This window comes from Sutcliffiella horikoshii, assembly GCF_020524325.1.
Taxonomy (GTDB): Bacteria; Bacillota; Bacilli; order Bacillales; family Bacillaceae_I; genus Sutcliffiella_A; species Sutcliffiella_A horikoshii_D.
In genome coordinates this window covers 191,744-210,887 of the sequence record NZ_JAIVKY010000005.1, presented here as the reverse complement: position 1 = coordinate 210,887, position 19,144 = coordinate 191,744, and the positions used below count along the sequence as shown (strand labels likewise).

Here is a 19,144-nt window from a genome sequence, read left to right as displayed (position 1 = left end):
AACGTGTTTTAAAAGACATTTTTCTGTTTGTGATGCAAAAACGTATCTTTCCTCTTTTAGTGTCTTCTGCAATATGCATGATAAACACTCAAATTTATACTGTATTAATCTTTCCGAAGAAAATATTAATACAACTTTTCACCAAGGTCAAGTTTACAACACACTCCGCAATCCCGTCAATCTCTTTGCTTGTATTGGATTTCAAAACCAAAAAAAGTAAAAAAATTATTCTGAATCTCTTACTGTACTAACACAACTTCAAAAACTGTATTACAATACAGAACAGGTCGACTTCTTGTTATGTTGTAATAATAAAAAAACGCTATAGTTTCCATTCCCGATATATCTCAATCTTAATCATCGGCTGTATATTGACTATTTTGCGATAAGAAAAATACATATTCCCACACAAAAAAAGACCCGAGGAGGCTACCTCCAACGTGTCTTTTTCCACTTAATTATCATAGCTGACATTAAGTCCAGCTTTTTTATAAAAATCCAATTTAGCTTTATTATACTGGTCCGTATATTCATTGAAAGCTTTGTTTGCTTCATTGATTTTTTCATACTTCTCATTCAAATCATTTATCTGCACTTGGAGTTGCTCCAATGTCAAATCTTCCGTTTGAAAAAGCTCGTACATTTCTTTTTCGACTTCCATTGACTTCATATAATGATTCGATAAAGTCATATAGGCTTCATAACGTTGTTCCATTAGTTGATATAACGCTTGTGCCTCTTTTTTAAGTTCTTCATCTTCTAATGATTCGATTGAAGTTTTTACTTCTTCAAATTGCTTACGTGCTGCTTCAATGCTCTCTTTTTCACTTTTCATGGCAGTTTCTTTTTGTTCCACTAAAGCCAGCCCTTCTTGAGAAAGTTTAACAATCTGATCAAACTCTTTCATCCCAAGAGTAAGAATCTCTTCATAAATAGCAGATTCCTCTTTTTCTAATTCCAACAAAGGTCCTTGTTGCTCTTCAAAGCTGGCTTCAAGTTCTACTACTTCCTCTAATGTCTGAAATATCTCCTGTTCAGGTGATTCTCCATTCACACAACCTGTCAGTAATAGGGAAATAGCCAGAGTACCCGTATATACAGTCCTTTTCCAAAAACGCAATTTAAATCCCCCTAACGTATCTTCTCTTTAACTATAAATTTTATTGCTAATTTTTACAATATTAAATTCATGTGTTAAGCATAAAAATAAATAAAGCAAAACGAATTGTTTCAAGTACCATCTAGCTTTTGGTACTATATAATGAGATAGTTTGTCACTACCCTATTTACATTAAATTGGAGTATAGTATAAAAGTATAAAAGATAGGAGTGAAATCATGCTTACAGCGAAAGACATCATTAAAGAAGGGCATCCAACATTACGCGCAGAAGCAAGTGACGTATCCCTTCCCCCATCTCAGGAAGATTCCACTATTCTACAAAAGATGATGGAGTACCTTCAGAACAGTCAAAACCCTGATATTTCTCAACAATACAATTTACGCCCAGGAGTGGGATTGGCAGCTCCACAGATCAATGTTCCTAAAAAGATGATTGCCGTTCATATTAGAGATGAAAACGGGACACTACATAGCTATGCACTTTTCAACCCGAGGATTGTTAGCCATTCTGTTGAAAAAAGTTTTCTAACCTCAGGTGAAGGTTGTCTTTCTGTAGATAGGGACGTTCCAGGTCTTGTACCGAGATATGCTCGGGTAACGGTTAAAGCCACCACACTGCAAGGTGAAGAAGTTAAACTAAGATTAAAAGGGCTAGTAGCCATTGTATTTCAACATGAAATTGACCACCTGAACGGCATCATGTTCTATGACCACATAAACAAAGAAAATCCTTTCCAACCTCCAGAAGGAGCGATACCGGTAGAGAGATGATTTTTTAATTTTAAAAACATAAGTAACGGAAATCAACCGGATCTTATTATTTTAAAAACAAGAAAGCCTGATCGATTGTGTGTCGATCAGGCTTCTTGTTTTTCCTTAACGTATTTTCTGTTTTAATAATCCAACTTGCTCGAGCCCATGAAGAATTCCATCTTCCCCCACATCTTTTGTAACATGGTTGGCTACTTTTAATAATTCCGGATGCGCATTTCCCATCGCAACACCTGTTCCGACAAAATCAATCATTTCAATATCATTCAACCCATCTCCAAAAGCGAATACGTTCTCTTTCTTAAATGGTAATCTTTCTAGCATCCTTTGAATCCCGATTGCTTTCGAACCGCCTTTCGGAAGGATATCTGTGGAGTACTGATGCCAGCGGATGAAATCGAAATCTTCATATGCTTCCACATAACTTTGCTGGTGCTCATCCTCTATGAACAATAATGCTTGATAGATCTCCGTCTCATCAAGAAAGCTTGGACCATACTCTGGATGGACAAACTTGAGGCTTCCCATACTTTCATTAATAAATGGATGATTTTCAACGTTCGCCTTCATTGTTTGGTGGTTTAAATAAACCAGTGGATGAGAAACTTTTTCGGAATATTCACGAAGCAAATGTAATTTTTCTGCATTTAAAGGGTTTTTATAAATTACTTCCCCTTCAAAAACGACATACTGACCGTTAAAGCTCACAAAGGTATCTATCTCCAATTCCTTGCGTAAATCTTCAAACATGAACGGAGCCCTTCCTGTTGCAATTGCTACATAAACCCCTTGTTCCTTAAGTTCTTTAATAGCCTGCTTTGTAGAGGCAGGCAGTTCTTTTTGATGATTGAGCAACGTTCCGTCTATATCGAAAAATACTATCTTCTTTTCCATTTTAATCACCTTACTTCTTTAGACTGTGACATTTTTTATCACTTTTTGTTTTTTTTCCTTAGTTTTATACGAAGATAAATATACACCACTAAAGATAAGAATCAAACCAAAAAGCATATGAGGTGTAATTTTTTCACCTAATAATATACTTCCCCATAACATGGCTGTAATCGGTACAATATACGTGACAAGGGAGGCAAATTCCGCGCTCCCTTCCTTTACCATGTAATAGTAAAGAAGATACGCAACACCGGACCCAAAGACCCCTAAACCAATCAAAGATACCAAAATAGACAAACTTCCTACTGCTAAAAACCCCGTTGGTTGCACAAATGCCAGCATTATCCCGGACAAAATCCCAGCGACTGCTAACGTACTAAAAGAAATAACAGTAATTGGGGTATTCTGTAAATGTCTCTTGCTAAGGTGCGCACCGAAACCATAACAAATGGTCGCTCCCAACATCGTCCCTACACCGAGAAGATTATCCTGAAACAATTGGAGAATATTTAATTCCAGTAAAACAATGATCCCAAGAAATCCGACACTGACACCAATCCACTGCATCTTTTCCATTTTACTCGAGAAGATGGAAAAGCCAATCAAGATTGTCCAGATCGGTGTCGTAGCATTGACAACCGAAGCAAGACTGCTGCTGATCGATGTTACACTAACTGCAATAAGCGCCCAAGGAAGGGCATTATTTAATATTGCTATCAAGACAATAGGAAGTAGTGGGAGGTTCCGGAGTAACTTTAATTTATTTTGAATAAGAAGCAGAATAAATAGTGTTCCTGCCCCAAACATACATCTCCAAAACACAACTCCCCAAACACCTAAATCCACTACAAGCAACTTTATAAATAGAAAGGACATGCCCCAAATCAAACTTAATGTAAATAATGCTGCATACAGTCGCTTCATTCAACTTACCACCTTAACTTTTAGGGTAACGAAATAAATATTTATTTTAACCTACACGAAGAAAACGTTTGCTGTCAATGAAAATTTGTTCATCATTTCATATGTAATAAAAGTCAACCAAAGGCCTTATTCCCAATAGACCATTTATATGTTACTCTGAGGATAACCATACTAAATTCTACGTATATTGTTTAGATGTTAAAGCCATTTCCTCATGTACTGAAATTTCGTATATTTACCAGCAACTAATTACTCTGTTTGACGCATATTAACTACTAACAAACAGAACGTACCTTAAGTACAAGGAGTGAAACGCTTATGCTAAGAAGGCTAAGAAAGAAAATACTGCGTAGAATGAACAATATTCTTAAACGAAAAACTATTGCCTAGTACATGTTATTAATGAGTCCTTCTTTATTGGAGGACTCTTACATATTATTTATCCATGAATTTCCCTCCCTCTGTTTTTAATCTTTAGCTATTGGAGAAAATAGAAAAGCACTTCTTTTAGGGAAAAACATGAAATTTCATCATGTATCGTATATAATATAGGGTAATAATGGCTTTTTGGCCAATGACCGGTTATGCTATATGGATATTACTAGGAAGCATTATTAAAATTCGCGTTGTCTTTTTGTAAGGAAAAAAGCATTGTAGCTTGACGCAAGATAGTGGGTCGACGGACACTTCCGCCTTTTTCCCTTACATAAAATAACTATATATACTGGTTCCTTCCCTTACTGACTAAGGAGAGGCGAAGGGCTGGAAGATTTTTTTAAGGAGAGATAGCAATGTTATTTAAAGTGTATTATCAAGAAGATGTAGCTGAAGCACCAGTGAGAGAAAAGACGGAATCTCTTTATGTGGAAGCATCTGCAGTGTTTGAAGTCCGTAGAAAACTTAAGGACAAGCCATATAACATAGAGTTTATCCAGCCTGTATCAGGAGATTTCTATGAGTATGAAAAGCAATCCGAAAACTTTAAAGTATTGGAGATCTGATAGACAATGAAATTTGTAAAGAACAATCAAGCAGCGGTTTTCGCTTTAGGCGGGCTAGGTGAGATCGGGAAAAACACCTATGCAGTCCAATTTCAAGATGAAATCATCTTAATTGATGCCGGTATTAAATTTCCTGAAGACGAACTACTAGGAATCGATTATGTTATTCCAGATTATACGTATTTAGTAAAGAACCAAGAGAAAATTAAAGGCCTTTTCGTCACTCACGGGCACGAAGACCACATCGGTGGAATTCCTTACCTGCTTCGTGAAGTAGACATTCCGGTATATGGCGGCAAACTTGCTCTTGGCCTGATTAAAAACAAATTAGAAGAGCATGGTCTTCTTCGTAAGGCAAAACTTATTGAAATCCAAGAAGATGATATCATCAAGTTCCGTAAAACTTCGGTAACATTCTTCCGCACCACTCACAGTATCCCAGACTCATACGGAGTTGTTGTGAAAACTCCTCAAGGGAATATTGTTCATACTGGTGACTTCAAGTTTGACTTCACTCCAGTTGGAGAGCCTGCAAACTTAACGAAAATGGCCGAAATCGGAAAAGAAGGCGTCCTTTGCTTATTATCCGACAGTACAAACAGTGAGATCCCTGACTTCACTATGTCAGAGCGCCGCGTTGGTGAGAGCATCCAGGACATCTTCCGCAAAGTAGATGGTCGTGTGATTTTCGCTACATTCGCATCTAACATCCACCGTCTGCAACAAGTAGTGGAAGCTGCTGTAGCTCACGGCAGAAAAGTCGCTGTCTTCGGACGCAGCATGGAAGCAGCAATCAATATAGGTCAGGAACTTGGTTATATCCAAGCACCTAAAGATACATTTATCGAAACAAACCAAATTAACCGCATGCCGGCAAACAAAGTCACTATCCTTTGTACCGGAAGCCAAGGGGAACCAATGGCCGCTCTTTCAAGAATTGCCAACGGTACTCACCGTCAAATTCAAATCATTCCTGGAGACACGGTTGTATTCTCATCCTCTCCTATCCCAGGAAACACATTAAGTGTAAACCGTACCATCAACATGTTGTTCCGCGCAGGTGCTGATGTAATCCACGGTTCATTAAGCGACATTCATACTTCTGGTCATGGTGGACAGCAAGAACAAAAACTTATGCTTCGCTTGATCAAACCAAAATATTTCATGCCTATTCACGGTGAATACCGCATGCAAATTACACACAAACAGCTTGCGATTGATTGTGGAGTACCGGAAGAGAACTGCTTTATCATGGACAATGGTGAAGTTCTTGCACTTAGCGAAGATGAGGCTTCTGTAGCTGGTAAGATACCATCCGGTAATGTCTACATTGACGGAAATGGTATCGGAGATATCGGTAACATCGTTCTACGTGACCGCCGCATCCTTTCTGAAGAAGGTCTAGTGGTTGTCGTAGTTAGCATTAACATGAAAGACTTCCGTATTGCTTCAGGCCCAGACATCATTTCACGCGGTTTCGTTTATATGAGAGAATCCGGTGACTTGATCAATGACGCACAGTCCTTAATTTCCAAACACCTGAATAAAATCATGGAACGCCGCACAACACAATGGTCTGAAATCAAGAATGAAATTACGGACACACTTGCTCCGTTCTTATACGAAAAAACAAAACGCCGTCCAATGATCCTTCCTATCATTATGGAAGTTTAATTATAAGGTGAAATAGTTGGAACTCCCCCAGACCTTTGTGGTCTGGGGGAGTTTTTTCGTTGTATATCGTTATTCAGGGGGTAGGTATGGGGCTAATTTAGGGATTTCATAAACCTGATGATGCGATTTTGAGGCACAGTGGAGGTGATTGTAACTTTTTGAAGGTTTATTGTGACTTTTTTAGAGGTTATTGTGACATTTCGGAAATCTAAACACAATCTCTAATAGGAACAACAAAAAACCAGCAAGGTCTCCTCCCCTCACTGGTCCTAACTAAACTATTCTTCCACCACATTCTTCTCAAAACGTGTTATATCCGTATCTGCTCCGATTACAATGAGAATATCCCCTTGCCTAATGGCATCAGTTGCCTGAGGTGAGACAATGATATCTCTCCCACGCTTAATCGCAACAATGTTAATTCCGTATTTAGCACGAATATCCAGATCAATCAACGAGTTTCCATCCAAACGCCGACTAGCAACTATCTCTACGATACTATGCTCATCCGAAAGCTCCAGATAATCCAGAACGTTATTAGAGACAATATTATGGGCAATACGTCTTCCCATGTCACGCTCAGGATGCACTACTTGATCGGCACCAATGCGACTCAATACTTTTTCATGATAATCATTAGTCGCCTTGACCGTTATATGTTTAACTCCCAGTTCTTTTAGAATCAAGGTGGTCAAAATACTTGCTTGAATATTATCACCAATGGCAACGATTACATGATCAAAATTACGGATCCCGATACTTTTGAGCACAGCCTCATCCGTCGTATCGCCGACAACGGCATGTGATGCTATATTTGCAAACTGGTTCACTTTCTCTTCATCATTATCAATCGCAAGGACCTCTACTCCCTCGTCACTCAATGCCTGAACCATACTTCCTCCAAAACGCCCTAATCCAATAACGGCAAACTCTTTTCTTTTCAACCTAGTTTCCCCCATTTACTCTGGTATGTATAGATACTATTGTACCATAATCCCACATTTTCTTGAGGTGAATATGATTCCTCTGAAAAAAAGTTTTCAGAAAATTATTGAACTCCCCGCCAACAAAGTGTAAAATTACACTTATAATATAAAAAGGAGCATTCTGAAACCTATGATGACTCAAGACGAAGCTATCACTTTAATATCAAATAAACTCAAGCTCATTCGAACGGAACATAACTACACACAAGATAAGATGGCGGAAATTTTAGGGATATCCAAGAAGACACTAGTACAAATCGAAAAAGGCCGTACTACAGCCGGCTGGACCGTTTGTGCAGCTACTTGCGCTCTATTCAGGGAAAGCCAAGTATTATCCTCTGTGCTTGGAGCTGATCCATTAGAAGTTATGGAAACAATTGCTCACCAGAAAATAGATACCCCAATAGACAAGACAATGGGCGGAAAAGTTTGGTGGAAAGAAATAAAAATGCTAGGGCAATTCCGTCTTCAGCAAAATGTCATCAGTCAGCATTATAGAATTCTTGATGAAATGGACTTTCGCTGGTACAGCTCTTTTGAAAAAGAGGATGCGCTACACAGATTGAATGAGCTATCAGCACAAAAGAAAGGAGAATGAGTGAATGGATGTCAATATTGTTGTTCTGATTGCTGTCCTCTGCCCTATTTTTCTGGCTGCTTGCTATATTACTGAAAAACTAGAGTATCATTGACACAAAAAGACATCGGCCAACAACCGATGTCTTTTCTTATTATCAGCTTACATCCTGCATCGTAAACTGCGCTTTTACCAAATGATAATAGATGCCACCATGCTCCATCAGTTTATCATGATTGCCTTGCTCCATAATATTCCCATGGTCAAGGACAATGATGTTATCTGCTTCCCGAATAGTAGATAGACGGTGAGCGATAATGATAGCCGTACGACCTTTCAGAAGCTGTTTAAGAGCAGTCTGGATCTTCACTTCCGTTTCCGTATCTATGCTGGCAGTTGCTTCATCTAAAATGATGATGCTAGGGTCTGCTAACAATGCTCTGGCAAAGGAAATCAATTGTCTTTCCCCGACAGAAAGGACATTACCTCTCTCCTCTACTTCCGTTTCATAGCCGTTTTTCAGACGTTCAATGAACTCATTCGCACCAACCGCCTCAGCAGCGGCTCTAACTTCTTCGTCAGTGGCAGTAGGTCTGCCGAAGCGGATATTATCATTAATAGTTCCAGAGAAAATAAAGGTATCCTGCAATACCACACTGATTTGAGAACGCAGGCTTTGAAGAGAGATGTCACGGATATTATGTCCGTCAATCTTTACTTCTCCTCCTGTTGCATCATAGAAACGAGAAATCAAATTGGCTATCGTCGTTTTCCCGGATCCGGTATGACCAACCAGTGCCACCGTTTGACCTGCTTCCATTTTCAATGAAATACGGTTTAATGCGGTACGTTTGCTGTCATAGGAGAACTCTACATCCTTAAACTCAATTTCCCCTCGAATGGAATCCAATTGTATGGCGTTGTCCTTCTCATCCACAATTGGCTTTTCATCCAGAAATTCAAAGATACGTTCAGAAGAAGCCATACCGACTAACAGCATATTATATAACTGGCCTAGTCTTGAGATTGGCTCCCAAAACATTCCTAAGTAAAAAGCAAAGGAAATGAAAATACCGACAGTTAATGTACTTGTGCCACCAGTCAAACTTTGTTGAATAAGGTAAGCTCCATACCAAATAAGAATGGCGGTACCAACAGCATTGGTCATCTCAACAAATGGACGGAAAATGGCATTCTGTCTAGTTGCATTTTTCCAAGACTCAAAGTTTTCTGTATTGATACGGTCAAAGAATCCCATGTTTTCTCTTTCTTGTGTAAAAGATTGAGTAACACGGACACCTTGAATACTTTCATTTAAATGAGAATTCAACATGGACTGCTTTATACGTACATCCTGCCATGCTCTTCTGATCTTTCTGCGCAAGCTTGTGGAAATGAAGAACATAATCGGCAAGATAATTAAAATGGCGGTAGCCAACTCTGGACTTAATGAAAAGAGGATTACTACGATACCAATTAGTAAAATAAAGTCCATTAACAAGTTGATAACACCGTTTGTAAACAATTCTTGCAAGGAGTTTATGTCATTCATGATTCGAACCAGTATGGACCCAGCCGAACGTTGATCAAAGAAGCGGTGGGAAAGTCCTTGTACATGTGTGAATAGATGCTTCCTTAGATCATAAATGACGTTCTGTCCAAGCATGTTCATCCATCGTATCCTCAATGCATTAGCCACATAGGATACAACATATAATACGGAAACAATCACTGCTAGCTGGACAAGCATATCCATATCTTTTTGCTTAATAGCAACATCATATAAGTATTTACCAATGATGATTGGAATGGCTAACCTTACTGCTGTTGCAATTAGCATGGTAATCACAGCTAAAGGAAGCAAAGTTTTGGAGTAAGGTTTCATATAAGAAAATAGCCGCCACATCTGCTGCCAGTTAAAAGGCTTCTCTATCGCATTATCAGTAGAGTAGTAGAATCTCTTTTTCACATTATCATTCAATTCAATTTTCTGCTTTTTACGCATTCTGTTTCACCTGCCTTCAGTTAGTCTGAGCTTCCAAAACCGTTTTTTGGTCCTTGTATTGGATATCATAGATTCTACGATATGCACCATTCTTTTGGACAAGCTCGTCATGTGTACCGCGCTCCACTACTTTTCCTTCGTCTAACACGAGAATTTCATCAGCGTGTTTAAGTGAGGAAATACGGTGCGCAATGATAAACGTTGTTCTGCCAGCCAATGCTGCCTTTAATTCTCTTTGTATATTAAACTCGGTTTGCATATCTACTGCACTTGTTGCATCATCCAACACTAGGATACTCGGATCTAGGATCAACGCACGAGCAATTGCAATACGTTGTTTCTGACCGCCAGAAAGCCCCATTCCACGTTCTCCAAGCATTGTGTCATAGCCGTCAGGAAGTTCCATGATAAAATCATGAGCCTGCGCCATTTTAGCCGCTCGAACGATTTCTTCCATAGAAGCATTCGGTCGACCGTAAGCAATATTAGATTTAATAGAAGAAGAAAATAAAAAGGATTCCTGAAGCACAAATCCGATTTGATTTCGAAGGGAGTACAATGAGTACTTATTTACTTCTTCCCCATCAATTAAAATACGGCCGGACTGCGGTTCATAAAACCTTGTGATAAGTTGTGTGATACTTGTTTTCCCGGACCCTGTCGCACCAATCAGTCCAATCTGCTTTCCTGGAGGCGCGTCAAAAGATACATTTTCAAGTGCCGTTTTATCCTCATTTGGATAACTGAATGTAACATCCTCAAACGTTACATGTCCTTTTAAATTCGGGACATCTTTTGCATCTGGTGAATCTTGAATGTCCTCTTCTGCTTCTAAAATCTCTAATAAACGTTCTCCTGATGCTTTAGCTTGGGAGAACTGATTGATGACAAATCCTAAATTCGCAATCGGCCAAACAATATACCAGACCAAGCTGAAGAACGCTACAAGTGAACCTTCAGATAATTGACCATTGATTACTAAATATCCTCCAAACCCAAGAAGCCCCACCACACAGGCATTCCCGATAAACTCCATTAGCGGGAAGAACTTTGCCCAAACATTTGAAGTAGATATATATTTATCCTTATAGTCCACATTGGAATCATTGAACTTATTAATTTGGTAATCTTCACGAGATAAAGATTTTACCGTATTGATTCCGCTGATGTTCTCTTGTACATTCGTGTTGAGTTTACCGAATGATTTTCGTATTCCACGGAATGCCGGGTGAACTCTCTTATCGAAACGATACGTGACAAACGCCAGAAAAGGCATAGCCAGCAATGTGACAAAAGTTAAAGCTACGGAATAATAGAACATTAAACCTAAACTAATCGTTACTAACAACACGAATCGAATCAATTCGGCAAATCCAAATGATAGGAAAAACCTGAACCCTTCCACATCCGCTGTCAGCCTTGACATCAAGTCACCTGTTTTCGCGTTATCATAATAACGAAACGGCAGGAATTGCAGTTTTTCGTATAGTTCATTTCTTAAGCGATACACCGAACGTATACCGAACAAATCACCCAAGAACTGATTGAAATACGTAAATAACCCCTTTAATGCCATGATTCCAATGAATCCAAGTGCAATATATGGTACGTATTGGAATTGTCGTTTTTCAATAACTTCATCGATAGTCACCTGTAAAATAACAGGATAAATGACGGTGATAACCGTTACTAAAAGCAAAAATATCAATGAAATATAGAAATTTTTGCGATAAGGCCAATAAAACTCTTTAAGCTTCTTAAAAGTCTCCACATTTATTCCCTCCCTTTGTTAACTCATGCTGGAAAATATAAGATAGTATCTAATATATCGAGTTTCGAAATATTTATCCAGTCTTTTTTGGAAAAATTTAAATTATTTATACTATTATTTTATTAGGTTACTTAAGACATGGTAAGTGACAGGAAGACGGATGTTTTCTACGTCTTTAGTCGGAGAAAAGTGAACAACTTTAGAGTATATGAACATGTAACCGAGAATATAATCTGCAGACATAAAAAAAGAATCGCCCGGAAAGGCAATCCTTTGTTACATTCTCACTATCCTATTTTTCCATTTCACCTAATACCCGGTTTACACGTTTCTCTAGCATCTTCATTCCACTGCCTCCAGCTTGGAAGTGACGAAGATTACCTTCTGCATCAAATACATAGTATGCTGGAACATACTGATTTTCAAATGCATCTGTTAGTTTATGTTCACTGTCTACAAAAATGGGTTGAGTGATATCATGCTCACTAGCCGTTTTCTTAATAGAATCAAGGTTTAAATCGTCCTCAGAACGTGGCATGTGAACAGCTATTACATTTAACTTATCCTTGTAATTGTCGCGAAACTCATTCACTTGCGGCATTGCCTCTTTACATAAGTGGCAGCTAACAGACCAAAAATGAATTAGAGTTGGCTTTTCTCCAATTAGATCTTCTCTCGTTACCTGTCCGTTTAACCATTCTGTTGCGCCTGTCAATTCAGGCATTGGGGAGCGTAATTTCATCGTAACAACCTCCTATTATAGGTATATAGTGCAAAGAAAAGGCCTAACGAAAACGTTAGACCTTATTCTACGTTGGATCAAATTATAATGTAGCTTGTCCAGGCTTCCAGTTAGCTGGGCAAAGTCCACCAGTTTGTAATGCTTGAAGTACACGAAGTGTTTCTTCTACATCACGGCCGATGTTGTTGTGGAATACTGTTTGGTATTGTAGTTCGCCTTCAGGGCTGATGATGTATAATCCACGTAGTGCGATACCTTCGTCTTCGATAAGAACACCATAGTCGCGAGATACAACGTGATTAGTGTCAGCAGCTAAAGGATATCTTAATTCGCCAAGACCGTTGTCTTTGCGATCTGTATTGATCCATGCTAAGTGAGTGTGGATAGTATCAGTAGATACTCCAATGATTTCTGCATCTAAGTCTTCGAACTCTTCGTAACGATCAGACATTGCAGTGATTTCAGTCGGGCAAACAAACGTGAAATCCATTGGGTAGAAGAAAAGTACTGTCCACTTATCGTTTTTCATATTTTCTTCTAAGCTTACTTTTCCAAATTCTTTGTTTGGTAATACAGCGTCCATTTCAAAACGTGGAGCTTGTTTACCTACCATGCGTTCTGCCATTTGTAAATCCCTCCAAGTTGTAATTTCAAATGAGAATATTAATAAATAATTCTCATTTAGTTATTTAATCAACATCAACTATTATAAATCACTCTATATTTTTAGTCAATATTAAATGATAATTAATTTAAATAAGGATTTAATAAAATGTACATTTATCAAATTTCACCTTTTTGGTATTCCCTTTCTAAAGCATGATGATAAATGGGAATTTTTTCTCACATCTTATACTACCATTCTTTCCTTAGAGAACAAAATAATAAGCTTAATCATTCGTTTTACGTAAATCATTTGGTTTTCGTAAGCGAATCCTTTATAATGCCTTATTAGAGCATACATAACTTAATAAGAAGGGAGTAATAATTAAATGGTATTTGACTTATCAGATATTGATTTCTACGCAATATTAACAGCTCTAGGCATTCTTGTTCTTAAGCTTGTTGTTATACTGATCGTATACGCAATTGTAAAATCCATCGGGACCAAAATAATTACACGTGCATTTGCTAGAGCTACAGACAAACAAGGAATTTCGCCTGGAAGGGCAAAGACACTTGAGAAGCTGACTGTAAACATTTTTACATATGCTTTAATCTTTTTCCTCGTCATCATGGTACTTGAAAATGTATTTGCCGTGGAAACTACGGCAATTTTAGCAGGTGCAGGGGTAGTTGGCCTTGCCATTGGCTTTGGGGCGCAGGGAATTGTCAGCGATGTTGTTACTGGCTTCTTTCTTCTATTAGAAAAACAAGTCGATGTAGATGATTATGTTACAACTGCCGGTTTTTCTGGAATTGTAGAAGAAGTTGGGCTCCGAACCACAAAAATCAGGGATTTCGATGGTTCCTTGCATTATGTACCAAACCGTGAAATCTCCAATTTAACCAACCATTCTCGTGGAAACATGAGAGCGTTGGTTGATATCGGCATCTCCTATGATGATAATATCGATCAGGCAATTGAAGTGTTGCAAAAAGTATGCGAACAGGTTGCAGTTGAAGATGAAACAATTATTGAAGGTCCAAATGTAATCGGTGTTCAAGGCCTTGGTGCTTCGGATGTTGTGATCCGCATCATCGCAAAAACCGAAAACATGCAACAATGGGCAGTCGAGCGTAAGTTACGCAAAACCCTTAAAGAAGCACTTGATGCAAATGGAATCGAAATCCCGTTTCCTCATCAAGTGTATATTGAGAAAAAGAATTAAACTACTTAATTGAAATGAAACTACCTTGTTGATTGAAGTGGAAGGCGAAGCCTGAGGAGGCTCACGGACCGCCCGCAGGCAAGCGAAGCGCCTGGAACGGAAATCAACGGTTTCTCCATCAAAAAAAAGAGCCATCGCGGCTCTTTTTTTAATGGTTGATTCTGCTTTCCACCTGTTGGCAAATCTGATCAGCAGTCATTCCGCTAGCTTCAATTACAGACCCAGCAGTGACACTATTGGAGATACCCATTACATTATTGTCGATTCCCGTAACAACGCAACAGTCACAGCCTTTTGCGTCGTTTTCATTCGTTAATTGAACAACATCGTAACCTTTTTGTTGCAACGCTTGTTGAACATCTGTTAAGGATTGTTCTACACCGATTTTTGGCATATGTAATCCACCTCCTCTTTGTTAATTTGGCTTTCAAGCGCCAAATTATACAATGGAGGAAAATAAAAATGTTAGTTTGCTTTAAAATTGATATAAGAAATGATGGTACTAATCGCTACACCAATAGCATCTTCGTTAGGGTTCAATTTCGAATGATGCAACCCATATGGGGACTCTGCCCCGAGCCAGAACATGAACCCAGGGATGTTCTGAATCATGTATCCATAATCCTCCCCTGTCATTGCCTCTTTACATTCCACTACACGAACATTCGTGTTTTCCGATACATATTGCATGAACTCTTCTGTCAGTGCAGAATCATTATCCACCTGATGATACATGCTGCCGTAATCGATGGTTGTTTGGCAGTTATAACCCACTTCCACACCATGAACAAGTGCTTCTATACGCTCTTTCACTTTTTTCATACTTTCTACAGAAAGAGTACGAATGGTCCCTTCAAGCCGCGCTCGCTCTGCTATGATATTTTGAACGGTACCACCTGTAATCTTCCCAACCGTAATTACCGCGCTGTCGAGTGGATCCACATTACGGGCAATAACCGTCTGTAATTGTGTTACCAACGAACATGCAGCAACTACCATATCATTTGTCTGATGTGGGTACGCTGCATGACCTCCACGGCCTTTAAGATCGATGAATAACTCAGAAGTATTGGCAAATAGAAGTCCCTGCTTGGTAGCAATCGTCCCTACTGGATACTCAGGAGCGATATGCAAAGCCACTATCATATCCGGTTTCCAGGCTTTAAAAATATCAGATCGAATCATAGGCAGCGCTCCGCCCGGTCCCTCTTCAGCCGGTTGAAACATAAATAATAAATTGTCTTTGGGAGGATGCTGAGAAAAATGTGTTAGGATTCCCAGGGCAATACTCATATGCATATCATGACCGCATGCATGCATCATTCCTTCATGTAAAGAATGAAAAGCAAGATCTGTTTCCTCCGTGATAGGCAGTCCGTCTATGTCCGCTCTGTAACCAATTGTTTTAGTGGGATTGCTCCCCTGGACTCTTACAAAAATACCAGTTTCCCAAGTTTTAATTTCTATATGATCCTGAGGAAGGCTTTGTATATAATGAAGCAAATATCCTTGAGTTTTTGATTCTTTGAATCCCTTTTCCGGAATTTGATGTAGGTCTCTTCTTATTTGAATAAAGGGATTGATTAAGTTTGACACGACAATTCCTCTCTTTCTAAGAAAAAGACGTGGAGTTAAGCACCCACGCCTTTTCTTTTCATCTTTATTATAATTGACGAAGTTCTTGCTTAATTTCCGTTTTGGACTTCGTTTTTTCATCAATATCTTTAATTTTTCTTGCAGGTGTTCCAGCAACCACTGTGTATGGTGCCACATCATCGATAACGATAGCTCCAGCTGCTACAACCGCACCTTTCCCAACAGTAACGCCTTCTAGAACTACTGCATTTGCACCAATTACTACATCGTCTTCGATCACAACAGGCTTAGCAGAAGGTGGCTCGATAACACCAGCAAGAACAGTTCCCGCACCAATGTGGCAGTTTTTACCTACTGTAGCGCGTCCACCAAGTACAACATTCATATCAATCATTGTACCTTCTCCAACTACAGATCCAATATTGATGGAAGCTCCCATCATGATGACAGCATTGTCCCCGATTTCCACTTGGTCACGGATAATTGCGCCTGGCTCGATACGAGCTTTCACACCCTTCATATCTAGAAGAGGAATGGCAGAATTGCGACGGTCGTTTTCTACCACATAGTCTTCAATTTTCGCTTCGTTTTCTTTAAGAGCCACTTCGATTTCAGCCCACTCCCCAAATACAACTCCGCTATTGCCATTTAAGAAAGTTTTTGAGGAAGCACCAAAGTCGATGCCTTCCACATCACCTTTCACATAAACCTTTACAGGTGTGGATTTTGTACTGTTTTGAATAAAAGAAATAATCTCGTTTGCATCCATCATTTTCATTATGTAATTCCTCCTAAAACAATAAGTCTTTATCCCTTTACTCTATCAAACAAAGAAAAGTGTGACAAGTAAAAAAATTATACATTTTTCATGTAAGAAGTACCTGGCAAAAACCGTCCGGTCTTCGTTTACATAGAACTTCAGTATTTTGTGGGTCGCCGCTGTTTTTTTCCGCAAATGGCTTCGCTTTCCTAGGGGCCCTGTTGGAGTCTCCTCGGTAAGCCTGCGGGGTCTCCACCTAGCGCTATCTCCCTCAGGAGTCTTCGCCATTTGCTTCAATCCACAGCTAGAAGTTACGGTATAGAAATCTTATTGGATGATCAGTTATTCTATTAGAAAAACTTCATTATACTTAAGGTGAATGAAGTACCCTTGGTGATTGGAGTGGAAGGAGCGTAGACGCCCGCGGGAAGAAGGGACAGGTGAGACCCCGGAAGGCGTAGCCTGAGGAGGCTCACGGACCGCCTGCAGGCAAGCGAAGCTGCTGGAATAAAGATCACCGAAATTATATACTTTCTTATCTTAAAAAAAAGAGAGACTTATTCCGTCTCTCTTTTGGCAACCATTTTATCGTTTGTGCGTGCGATAAATTGAACAACTATCAAACCAATGATGAATGTAATGATGCTAATCACATTTGCAAGTATACTTTCGGAAAAGCCTGGAAAAACAATTAGAGTAGACCCCATCACAAGTCCAATGATAGCTGCAAATGTTATTTTCGGAAAATGCTCTAGAACGTATTTGATCAATTTACTTGAAATGATAAAACCGACAATAACACCCGCACCAATAGTAAGAATAATCGGGATGTTGATATCTTTCAGTGCTGCAATTGCAGTAGTGTAAAAACCAAGAATCAATAATACCATGGAGCCACTTATACCAGGTAAAAGCATCGTCATACTAGCAATCCAGCCGGCAAAAAACAAACTGATTGCTGACCCAAGAGTTAAAGTTTCGATAACCGGTCTCGTGGACTCCTGCAAGAATGCCATGGACCCTACCAAAGCGAGGGATAGTAAAAGTGCAAAATAATGTTGCGCTTTAAATGTCTGTATCATATTCGATTCTTTTGCTAATAAAGGTAAAACTCCAATTATCAATCCTAAAAACAAGAACATGGTCGGTTGCGGATAGGTATGTAACAAGTAATCAAGTAGATGACTGAAAATTAATAATGCACCTACAATACCAATACCTAAAGGAATAAGAAACTTAAGATGCTTTAACCAATCTCTGCTGAAAATCCCACTTATCGACTCAATTAGACGGTCATATATTCCAAGAATAAACGCAATCGTTCCACCACTTACACCAGGTATCACATCACTGATACCCATTAACATTCCGCGAAAAATATTTTTCCATTCCATATAAAATCGTGCCACCTTAGCATACAGTCTAGTACCTCAAAGCTTTATATTACTATTTCTTTTAAATATAATCCAATATTATCTTAATAGTATTATCAATTTCCTCCATGATGATATTCATCTAATACTTCTAGAAACGCCTCTACCTGCTTTAAATTAAAGGAGGACTCATATCCGATTAACCAAGTATCACGGTGCAAATTGGTTACTTCATCTTCTTCGAGCGGAATTTTTTTGATGTTGTCATAATCATCCTGCAAAGTAATAGACGGCAGAATTGCATAACCGATTCCATTCAACGCCATCTGCTTACATGTCTCAATTTGATCTACTACAATTGTGCGCTTTGGCGGTGCCTGAAATTTCTTATGCCACCAGACTTGGATTTCTTGATAATATGTCGAGTCACTCTTAAATTGGATAAATGGGCGTTCTGTAAACTCCAGTTCAGAAAGCTCTTTTATTTCCGTATCTACCAGGTAAAGTTTGTCTCTGAGTAAGTGTTTCTTTACCCCTTTCCATTCCGGATTTCCTCGGATAATCCCCAAGTGAACTTCATCTTCATATAAACTTTTTACAATATCACTGCTCCACCCTGTTACAAGAGAGACTTTCGCATTCGGATATTTTTGAATGAACCTCTTCAATACTTTAGGAAGCCAATATTGCCCTATAATCGTTGCCACTGCAATCTTTAGGGTCCCATATATTTCTTTATCCAGTGAAGTAATTTCTTCTCTTACCTTTGCTTCTTTTGTAAGTACTTCTTCAGCAAATTCCACAATTTTCTCACCAGCAGGTGTAATTAATAATCCCTTTTGCGTTCGGATGAATATTTTGGTATTCCAGTTTTTCTCAATGGATTGCAGTCTTTGGGATAAAGCAGGCTGGGAAACAAATAAGCGTTCAGAAGCCTTTCTCATATTTTTTTCTTTTGCCATTACCGATAAAATTTGAAATTCTGAAGTGTTCATAAACTACCCTCAATATAAGTTTTTCTTATAGTATATCTTAATTTTAATGTCATTTCATTATGGCTTTTAAAAGCATAAAATGAAGTAGCAACATGACGTAATGTTGAAAGAAGGCGACAAAA

At 38.8% G+C, this 19,144-nt stretch carries 18 protein-coding genes; 5 read left to right on the top strand and 13 right to left on the bottom strand.

The annotated features are described in order from the left end of the window. Nucleotides 1-454: 454 nt before the first annotated feature. Nucleotides 455-1,120, bottom strand: coding sequence for a YkyA family protein (locus LC091_RS05875; protein ID WP_226681045.1), 666 nt, complete (start codon nt 1,118-1,120; stop codon nt 455-457). A gap of 217 nt (nt 1,121-1,337) precedes the next feature. On the opposite strand from LC091_RS05875, the gene def reads away from it, so the two are divergent. Continuing rightward, nucleotides 1,338-1,892 carry a peptide deformylase gene (def, locus tag LC091_RS05870; protein ID WP_226681044.1) on the top strand — a complete coding sequence of 185 codons (555 nt, stop codon included), beginning with the start codon at nt 1,338-1,340 and terminating at the stop codon, nt 1,890-1,892. Nucleotides 1,893-1,997: 105 nt separating this feature from the next. Here def and LC091_RS05865 read toward each other — a convergent pair whose 3' ends face one another. Continuing rightward, nucleotides 1,998-2,786: a Cof-type HAD-IIB family hydrolase gene (locus LC091_RS05865; RefSeq protein ID WP_226681043.1), complete on the bottom strand. Its 789-nt coding sequence runs from the start codon at nt 2,784-2,786 to the stop codon at nt 1,998-2,000. Nucleotides 2,787-2,804: 18 nt separating this feature from the next. Continuing rightward, nucleotides 2,805-3,710, bottom strand: coding sequence for a DMT family transporter (locus LC091_RS05860; RefSeq protein WP_226681042.1), 906 nt, complete (start codon nt 3,708-3,710; stop codon nt 2,805-2,807). Between the two features lie 791 nt (nt 3,711-4,501). Here LC091_RS05860 and LC091_RS05855 point away from each other — a divergent pair. Next, the gene (locus LC091_RS05855; protein ID WP_148986676.1) at nt 4,502-4,711 is read left to right on the top strand and encodes a DNA-dependent RNA polymerase subunit epsilon; all 210 of its coding nucleotides are present in this window, start codon (nt 4,502-4,504) and stop codon (nt 4,709-4,711) included. A 6-nt stretch (nt 4,712-4,717) separates the two neighbouring features. Further along, complete coding sequence (rnjA, locus tag LC091_RS05850; protein ID WP_010192757.1) at nt 4,718-6,385, top strand: ribonuclease J1; 1,668 nt, start codon at nt 4,718-4,720, stop codon at nt 6,383-6,385. Between the two features lie 278 nt (nt 6,386-6,663). Here rnjA and LC091_RS05845 read toward each other — a convergent pair whose 3' ends face one another. After that, nucleotides 6,664-7,344, bottom strand: coding sequence for a potassium channel family protein (locus LC091_RS05845; protein WP_226681041.1), 681 nt, complete (start codon nt 7,342-7,344; stop codon nt 6,664-6,666). A 160-nt stretch (nt 7,345-7,504) separates the two neighbouring features. Here LC091_RS05845 and LC091_RS05840 point away from each other — a divergent pair, with 160 nt between their 5' ends. Continuing rightward, nucleotides 7,505-7,969: a helix-turn-helix transcriptional regulator gene (locus tag LC091_RS05840; RefSeq protein ID WP_226681327.1), complete on the top strand. Its 465-nt coding sequence runs from the start codon at nt 7,505-7,507 to the stop codon at nt 7,967-7,969. A 136-nt stretch (nt 7,970-8,105) separates the two neighbouring features. On the opposite strand, the gene LC091_RS05835 is transcribed toward LC091_RS05840, so the two are convergent. The 4 genes from LC091_RS05835 to LC091_RS05820 all read right to left on the bottom strand — a co-directional run bounded on the left by LC091_RS05835 (nt 8,106) and on the right by LC091_RS05820 (nt 13,091). Then, nucleotides 8,106-9,953, bottom strand: a complete 1,848-nt coding sequence (locus tag LC091_RS05835) for an ABC transporter ATP-binding protein (RefSeq protein ID WP_226681040.1) — start codon at nt 9,951-9,953, stop codon at nt 8,106-8,108. 16 nt (nt 9,954-9,969) lie between these two features. Then, nucleotides 9,970-11,724, bottom strand: coding sequence for an ABC transporter ATP-binding protein (locus tag LC091_RS05830; protein ID WP_226681039.1), 1,755 nt, complete (start codon nt 11,722-11,724; stop codon nt 9,970-9,972). A gap of 292 nt (nt 11,725-12,016) precedes the next feature. Further along, nucleotides 12,017-12,466: a redoxin domain-containing protein gene (locus LC091_RS05825; protein WP_226681038.1), complete on the bottom strand. Its 450-nt coding sequence runs from the start codon at nt 12,464-12,466 to the stop codon at nt 12,017-12,019. Nucleotides 12,467-12,548: 82 nt separating this feature from the next. Continuing rightward, nucleotides 12,549-13,091, bottom strand: coding sequence for a peroxiredoxin (locus tag LC091_RS05820; protein ID WP_010192747.1), 543 nt, complete (start codon nt 13,089-13,091; stop codon nt 12,549-12,551). Nucleotides 13,092-13,458: 367 nt separating this feature from the next. Here LC091_RS05820 and LC091_RS05815 point away from each other — a divergent pair, with 367 nt between their 5' ends. After that, the gene (locus tag LC091_RS05815; RefSeq protein WP_226681037.1) at nt 13,459-14,298 is read left to right on the top strand and encodes a mechanosensitive ion channel family protein; all 840 of its coding nucleotides are present in this window, start codon (nt 13,459-13,461) and stop codon (nt 14,296-14,298) included. 148 nt (nt 14,299-14,446) lie between these two features. Here the strand turns inward: LC091_RS05815 and LC091_RS05810 are convergent, their stop codons facing one another. From LC091_RS05810 to LC091_RS05790, 5 genes are all read right to left on the bottom strand, one after another. Continuing rightward, a complete protein-coding gene (locus LC091_RS05810) occupies nt 14,447-14,692 on the bottom strand; it encodes a YkuS family protein (RefSeq protein WP_010192741.1) in 246 nt (81 codons plus the stop codon). A gap of 71 nt (nt 14,693-14,763) precedes the next feature. Next, nucleotides 14,764-15,894: an N-acetyldiaminopimelate deacetylase gene (locus tag LC091_RS05805; RefSeq protein ID WP_226681035.1), complete on the bottom strand. Its 1,131-nt coding sequence runs from the start codon at nt 15,892-15,894 to the stop codon at nt 14,764-14,766. A 67-nt stretch (nt 15,895-15,961) separates the two neighbouring features. Further along, nucleotides 15,962-16,672 carry a 2,3,4,5-tetrahydropyridine-2,6-dicarboxylate N-acetyltransferase gene (gene dapD, locus LC091_RS05800; RefSeq protein WP_226681033.1) on the bottom strand — a complete coding sequence of 237 codons (711 nt, stop codon included), beginning with the start codon at nt 16,670-16,672 and terminating at the stop codon, nt 15,962-15,964. A gap of 539 nt (nt 16,673-17,211) precedes the next feature. Then, the gene (locus LC091_RS05795; protein WP_226681031.1) at nt 17,212-18,048 is read right to left on the bottom strand and encodes a DUF368 domain-containing protein; all 837 of its coding nucleotides are present in this window, start codon (nt 18,046-18,048) and stop codon (nt 17,212-17,214) included. 95 nt (nt 18,049-18,143) lie between these two features. After that, nucleotides 18,144-19,022: a LysR family transcriptional regulator gene (locus LC091_RS05790; RefSeq protein ID WP_226681029.1), complete on the bottom strand. Its 879-nt coding sequence runs from the start codon at nt 19,020-19,022 to the stop codon at nt 18,144-18,146. Nucleotides 19,023-19,144 lie beyond the last annotated feature (122 nt).